Here is a 6164-nt window from a genome sequence, read left to right on the forward strand (position 1 = left end):
CGAGGGCGATCCGCAACGCCCGCGCCGCCCGGAAGTGAGCTTGTTCCTTGACCTCGGGCCCGGGCGAGGTCAAGGAACAAGCTGACGGCTCAGCCGATCCCGTACCGCGCCCCGACACCCGCGACGACGATCGCCAGCCCCTCCTCGAACTGTGCGTCATAGCCGTCGAAGAGCAGCTGTCCGGCCTCGGCGGCCAGCGGGTAGTCAGCCAGCCGCCGGGCGCGCTCCGCGATGTCGTACCCCTCCCGGCGCTCGCCCGGGAGGGGCCGCACGCCCTGTTCCTCGATGACGAAGCCGACGGTGTACGCGCTTGTCGTACGGCCCGCGTGGACGGCCTGGGCGAGGGTGAACCCGGCCTCCGTCAGCAGCCGCAGGTTCGCCTCCAGCGCGGGGGCGTGCTCCGTGCCCGTGAAACGTGAACCGCTGAAGACCTTCGCCCCGTCGCGGTAGCCGAGCAGCGCGGCCCGCAGTCCCCGGTTCGACTTCAGCAGCCGCTCCTGCCAGGTGTCGGCGGGATCGAGCGCGGCACCGGCGACCATCCGCCGGCACATCTCCGTCGCCATCTCGTCCAGCAGCGCCTGCTTGTCCTTGAAGTGCCAGTACAGCGCGGGCGCCTTGACGTCCAGCTCCTTGGCGATGGCACGCAGGGTCAGGCCCTCCAGACCGACCTCGTTCAGCACCCGCAGAGCGGTGTCGGCGACGCGGCGGCGGTCCAGGGGGGCGCGTTTCTCGGGGCTCACACTTGACAGCTTAACAGCGTTAAGGGCACGCTCATGAGCGACGGCACTTAACGACGTTAAGGAGATAAGTCATGGATGTCCTGATCGTGGGCGCCGGCCCCACCGGCCTGACCCTGGGCATCGACCTCGCCCGGCGCGGCGTGGACGCGCTGGTCGTGGAGCGGGCGGAGGCGCTGTTCCCCGGCTCGCGCGGCAAGGGGATCCAGCCGCGCACCCAGGAGGTCTTCGACGACCTGGGCGTACTGGAGGCGATCCGGGCGGCCGGCGGCCCCTACCCCCACCGGATGATCTGGAAGGACGGCGAGCGGATCGGCGAGCAGCCGCTGTTCGAGCCGGTGGAGGCGGACGAGGGCGCGCCGTACAGCGAGCCGCTGATGGTCGCACAGTGGCGCACACAGGAGATCCTCTGCGCCCGGCTGATGGAGTGGGGAGGCGAGGTGGCCTTCGGGCACGAGGTGACGGGTCTGGAGCAGGACGCCAAGGGCGTGACCGTACGCTTCGCCGACGGTACGACCGCCCGCGCGGCGTACGTCGTCGCCGCCGACGGCGGCCGGTCGGCCGTCCGGCGTGCGCTGGGCGTCGGCATGGCCGGGGAGACGGTCGACCCGGCGCCGTTCCTGGTGGCGGACGTGCGGGTGAACGGGCTCGACCGGGACTACTGGCATGTGTTCCCCAAGGACGACGGCAGCACCCTGGCCCTGTGCCCGCTGGCCGGCACCGACGCCTTCCAGATGCAGGTGCGCCTCGCGGAGGGCACGGAACCCGACGTGTCCCTGAACGGCATCCGCGCATTGGTGGCCGCGTACACACACCTGGCCGCCGAGGACGTCACGGAGCTGCGCTGGGCCTCGGACTTCCGGCCCCGCGCGGCACTGGCGGACCGCTTCCGGGTGGGCCGGGTGTTCCTCGCGGGCGACGCGGCGCACCTCCACTCACCGGCCGGCGGCCAGGGCCTGAACACCAGCGTCCAGGACGCCTACAACCTGGGCTGGAAGCTGGGCGCGGTGCTGCGCGCCGGAGCGCCGGACTCAGTCCTCGACACCTATGAGGAGGAGCGCCGGGCGAACGCGGCGGCCATGCTCGACCTGTCGACAGGCGTGCACCGCGGCGAGGTGCGCCGGGGAAAGGCGACGGTGCAACTGGGGCTGGGCTACCGGGAGTCGTCCCTGAGCGTGGAGATGCGGGACAACCCGTCGGGCGTCCAGACAGGCGACCGCGCCCCGGACGGCACGGTGGACGGCATCCGCCTCTTCGACGCGTTCCGGGGCCCGCACTGGACCCTCCTGGGCGCGGAAACCTCCCTCCCCGGCGTCCGAGCCCTCCCGGCGGCCCCGGAGTCCTACGGCCCGGGCGTCTTCCTGATCCGCCCGGACGGGTATGTGGGCTGGGCGGGCGAGTCGGCGGAGGGGCTCAGGGGGTATCTCGGGCGTTTCGTGGGGTGAAGTGATCAGTCGTCGCCGTCGAGGAGGGTGTCGACGGAGAGGTCCAGGGTGACGCCGACGGATTCAGGGACGGGGACGAACTCACCTCGCTTGTAGCGGAGGGGGTTGGGGTACTTGCCGTCGACCGGGTCGGCGTACAGCAGGACCTCATCGTGTTTGCGGTCGGCTACGAGATAGACAGGGATACCGGTCTCGGCGTAGATCTCGACCTTGTTTGCTGTGTCATCCGTCCAATTGGACGAGGTCACTTCCAGAACCATGCGGAAGACGTGCGGCGCATAGCAGTTCTTCTCGACCAACGCGTCTGCATAATCGGCCTCGACGATGGACAGGTCCGGGATCGCGTAATCCGCCCGTCCTGTCGGCAGCCACAGCCCGACACCCGGGAGAACCTTGAGCCCAGCCTCCTTTGCCCCTGCCCGCCGGAACTCGTAACCGGCTTCAAACACCGTTCCCTGATGCGGCCCGTCCGGCGGCGGCGTCACGATGATGCTCCCTCGAAGGATCTCGACGCGGTGTCCGGGCAGCCAGCTGGAGACACGGTCGGCGGCTTCGGCGATCGTCATCTCGCGCTCTATCACAGCCACGGCAACCTCCTTTCGGGAGCACTCTCCACGAGCGTAACCGGGAACGGAGGGATTCCGCCCATGATCACCCATACGAAGTAACCACCCAGCTCAGAACACCTCCGAAGGCTCGTAAGCCCCCCAAACCCCCCGAAGCGCGTTGCACACCTCCCCCACCGTCGCCCGCCCCCGCAGCGCCTCCTTCATCGGATACAGGACGTTGCCCTCCCCCTCCGCCGCCTCCCGCAGCGCGTCCAGTGCCGTGTTCACCGCGCCCTGGTCCCGTTCGGCCCGCAGCTTGGCCAAGCGGTCCGCCTGCCGGGCCTCGATGGCCGGGTCGACCCGGAGGGGCTCATACGGTTCCTCCTGGTCGAGCTGGAAGCGGTTGACGCCTACGACCACCCGCTCGCCGGAGTCCGTCTCCTGGGCGATCCGGTACGCGTTGCGTTCGATCTCGGCCTTCTGGAAGCCCCGCTCGATCGCCGCCACCGCTCCGCCCAGGTCCTCGACCCGGCGCATCAGGCCGACGGCCGCCTCCTCGACGTCGTCCGTCATCCGCTCCATCGCGTACGAGCCCGCGAAGGGGTCGACCGTCGCGGTCACGTCCGTCTCGTGCGCCAGCACCTGCTGGGTGCGCAGCGCCAGCCGTGCGCTCTTGTCCGTCGGCAGGGCGATCGCCTCGTCGAAGGAGTTGGTGTGCAGCGACTGTGTGCCGCCGAGCACCGCGGCCAGGGCCTGGACGGCAACCCGGACCAGGTTCACCTCGGGCTGCTGGGCCGTCAGCTGGACGCCGGCCGTCTGGGTGTGGAAACGGAGCATCAGGGACTTGGGGCTGCGGGCCCCGAACTCCTCGCGCATCACCCGCGCCCAGATCCTCCTCGCCGCACGGAACTTGGCGACCTCCTCCAGCAGCGTCGTACGGGCCACGAAGAAGAAGGACAGGCGGGGGGCGAAGTCGTCGACGTCCATGCCGGCCGCGACCGCCGTACGGACGTACTCGATGCCGTCCGCCAGGGTGAAAGCGATCTCCTGAACGGGTGACGCTCCCGCCTCGGCCATGTGGTAGCCGGAGATCGAGATCGTGTTCCACTTCGGGATCTCGGCGGTGCAGTACCTGAAGATGTCCGCCGTCAGGCGCAGGGAGGGCTTCGGCGGGAAGATGTACGTCCCCCGCGCGATGTACTCCTTCAGCACATCGTTCTGGATCGTGCCCGTCAGCTGATCGGGCCGCGCCCCCTGCTCCTCCGCCACCAGCTGGTAGAGCAGGAGCAGCAGGGCCGCCGGCGCGTTGATCGTCATCGATGTCGAGACCTGGTCGAGCGGGATGCCGTCGAACAGCGCCCGCATGTCCTCGATCGAGTCGATCGCCACGCCCACCTTGCCGACCTCGCCGTGGGCGAGCGGCGCGTCCGAGTCGTGGCCCATCTGGGTGGGCAGGTCGAAGGCGACCGAGAGCCCGGTCGTGCCGTGGGCGATCAGCTGCCGGTAGCGGGCGTTGGACTCGGCCGCCGTGCCGAAGCCGGCGTACTGCCGCATGGTCCAGGGGCGGCCGGTGTACATGGTGGGGTACACCCCGCGGGTGAAGGGGTACGCGCCCGGTTCGCCCAGTTTCCCGGCCGGGTTCCAGCCGTCCAGCGCCTGGGGTCCGTAGACCGGCTCGATCGGCAGCCCCGACTCCGACTCACGCGCCATGGATGCCTCCGCACTACGTCCTGTCACCCTCACCATGCCCCGTCGTTCGACGGCGGTCACGCTGGGAAACATCCCCGGCATGAGGAACTCGGGAAGACCTGCCGCCGTACTCGCCTCGGCCGCCGCCCTCGCCGCCCTCTGCGGCTGCACCGTGCAGCCCCCGGACGCCGATGGCAAAGCCGGGGCTCCCCTACGCGTCCAGACGCCGGAAAGCGTGCCCCAGACCCCGGAAAGCCTGCTCACGGATCCCACCCGGACGGCCCAGCCGTCACTGTCCGCTCCCGCATCCGCGCTCGCATCCGCATCCGCGCCCGCACCCGCGTCCGCTCCCCGCGTCCTGTGGTCGCGCGGCGACAGCGGGCCCGCCGTACGGGAGCTGCAGGCACGGCTGCGCCAGCTGGACTGGCTGTCCGAGGGGCCGTCGGGGTCGTACGGCGCGCTGACCGAGCGGGGCGTCCGGGGCTTCCAGGGCAAGCACGGGCTGCCGCAGACCGGGCGGACGGACGCCGTCACCTGGCAGCGGCTGGTGGCCATGACCCACCCGCCCGGCACCTGGGAGCTGTATCTGATGGGCGGTCAGCCGGCCGGCGCGCCCGACCCGCGCTGTCTGACCGGCCGCGTGCTGTGCATCGACAAGACGACACGGACCCTGCGCTGGATGGTCGACGGCCGGACCGTGACGTCGACGGCGGTGCGGTTCGGGACGCAGTACACCCCGACCCGGGAGGGTGTCTTCCACGTCTACTGGAAGGCTCGGAACTGGGTGTCGACGCTCTACCACTCGCCGATGCCGTACGCGATGTTCTTCAGCCGCGGCCAGGCCGTGCACTATTCGTACGACTTCGCGGCGCGCGGATACGCGGGAGGCTCGCACGGGTGCGTCAACGTCCGGGACCAGGCCGCGATCCAGCAGTTGTTCGCGCAGGTGCGGGTGGGCGACAAGGTCGTCGTCTATTGGTGAGACGGGCTGCGGGGCGCGGGCGGGACCGGGGGAACGTGTCCCGCCCGCGCCAGGTGCACGAGCCGTGGGTACGGGGGGAACCCCGGCTCAGTGCGACGGCCGATGACCAGTCGGCTCACTCAGTACTGCGCACGGGGCGCCAAAAACGTCACACCCCGCGCGAAATATTTTTCGCGGACCAAGAAACCGCAGGTCAGAGCAGCGGGAGGGGGCGCACTTCGGGCGCCGCGGGTTCAGAGCGCGGTGTACGTCGGGCTCGGTGCCGGGGCGGGCACGGCACCGGTCGTGCGGGCGGAGGGAACCGGAGCGAGGGCCGAGGGAAGGGGCGCGGCACCTTCGCCGTGCCAGCCCTTGCCGCCGCCACCGGAATTGCCCTTTCCGTTGCCCTCGCCGAAGTGACCGCCGTCGTCGCCGCCCTGGCCGTTCCCATCGCCCTTGCCGTCGCCGCCCTTGTCCTTGCCCTTGCCGTTGCCGCCGTTCTCGTCGCCCTGGCCGCCGTCCCCCTGGCCGTCGACCGAGCCGGCGGTGGTCAGGACGACCTTGCAGAACCCGCTCACCCGGGCGCTGCCGCCCGCCAGGTTCTCCAGCGCGCGCCGGCGCCCGGTGTCCAGGCCCTTGCCGTCCTGGATGTCGCGGCAGGCCGCGGCCGCGTCCTTCCATCGGCTGCCGGGCGTGCCGGAGAGGTCGCCGGTGCCCGGAGAGGCGCTGCCACCCGGGCGGCCGTCCGGTCCGGAGGCTTCGCCGGAGGCGCCGCCGCGCGTGC

5 protein-coding genes and 1 pseudogene are annotated in these 6164 nt (G+C 70.9%); 2 read left to right on the top strand and 4 right to left on the bottom strand.

Annotated features, from left to right (window positions below; translation table 11 throughout):
* Positions 1-89: 89 nt before the first annotated feature.
* Complete coding sequence (locus M878_RS64900) at positions 90-740, bottom strand: TetR/AcrR family transcriptional regulator C-terminal domain-containing protein (RefSeq protein ID WP_023547202.1); 651 nt, start codon at positions 738-740, stop codon at positions 90-92.
* Between the two features lie 71 nt (positions 741-811).
* Here M878_RS64900 and M878_RS64905 point away from each other — a divergent pair, with 71 nt between their 5' ends.
* Complete coding sequence (locus M878_RS64905) at positions 812-2182, top strand: FAD-dependent monooxygenase (RefSeq protein WP_023547203.1); 1371 nt, start codon at positions 812-814, stop codon at positions 2180-2182.
* Between the two features lie 5 nt (positions 2183-2187).
* Here the strand turns inward: M878_RS64905 and M878_RS64910 are convergent, their stop codons facing one another.
* Both M878_RS64910 and M878_RS64915 read right to left on the bottom strand, forming a co-directional pair.
* Positions 2188-2769 carry a Uma2 family endonuclease gene (locus M878_RS64910; protein WP_031224988.1) on the bottom strand — a complete coding sequence of 194 codons (582 nt, stop codon included), beginning with the start codon at positions 2767-2769 and terminating at the stop codon, positions 2188-2190.
* Between the two features lie 90 nt (positions 2770-2859).
* Positions 2860-4440 carry an acyl-CoA mutase large subunit family protein gene (locus M878_RS64915; protein ID WP_023547205.1) on the bottom strand — a complete coding sequence of 527 codons (1581 nt, stop codon included), beginning with the start codon at positions 4438-4440 and terminating at the stop codon, positions 2860-2862.
* A gap of 79 nt (positions 4441-4519) precedes the next feature.
* Here M878_RS64915 and M878_RS64920 point away from each other — a divergent pair, with 79 nt between their 5' ends.
* Positions 4520-5401: a L,D-transpeptidase family protein gene (locus M878_RS64920; RefSeq protein WP_031224989.1), complete on the top strand. Its 882-nt coding sequence runs from the start codon at positions 4520-4522 to the stop codon at positions 5399-5401.
* Between the two features lie 233 nt (positions 5402-5634).
* Here M878_RS64920 and M878_RS64925 read toward each other — a convergent pair.
* Positions 5635-6164 (bottom strand): annotated as a pseudogene (locus M878_RS64925) (hypothetical protein); the annotation flags it as partial.

It is taken from the genome of Streptomyces roseochromogenus subsp. oscitans DS 12.976, from assembly GCF_000497445.1.
GTDB lineage: Bacteria > Actinomycetota > Actinomycetes > Streptomycetales > Streptomycetaceae > Streptomyces > Streptomyces oscitans.

Coding starts and splice junctions, on each gene's coding strand:
- M878_RS64905 (WP_023547203.1), top strand. CDS start 812: ATGGATGTCCTGATCGTGGGCGCCGGCCCCACCGGCCTGACCCTGGGC.
- M878_RS64915 (WP_023547205.1), bottom strand. CDS start 4,440: ATGGCGCGTGAGTCGGAGTCGGGGCTGCCGATCGAGCCGGTCTACGGA.
- M878_RS64920 (WP_031224989.1), top strand. CDS start 4,520: ATGAGGAACTCGGGAAGACCTGCCGCCGTACTCGCCTCGGCCGCCGCC.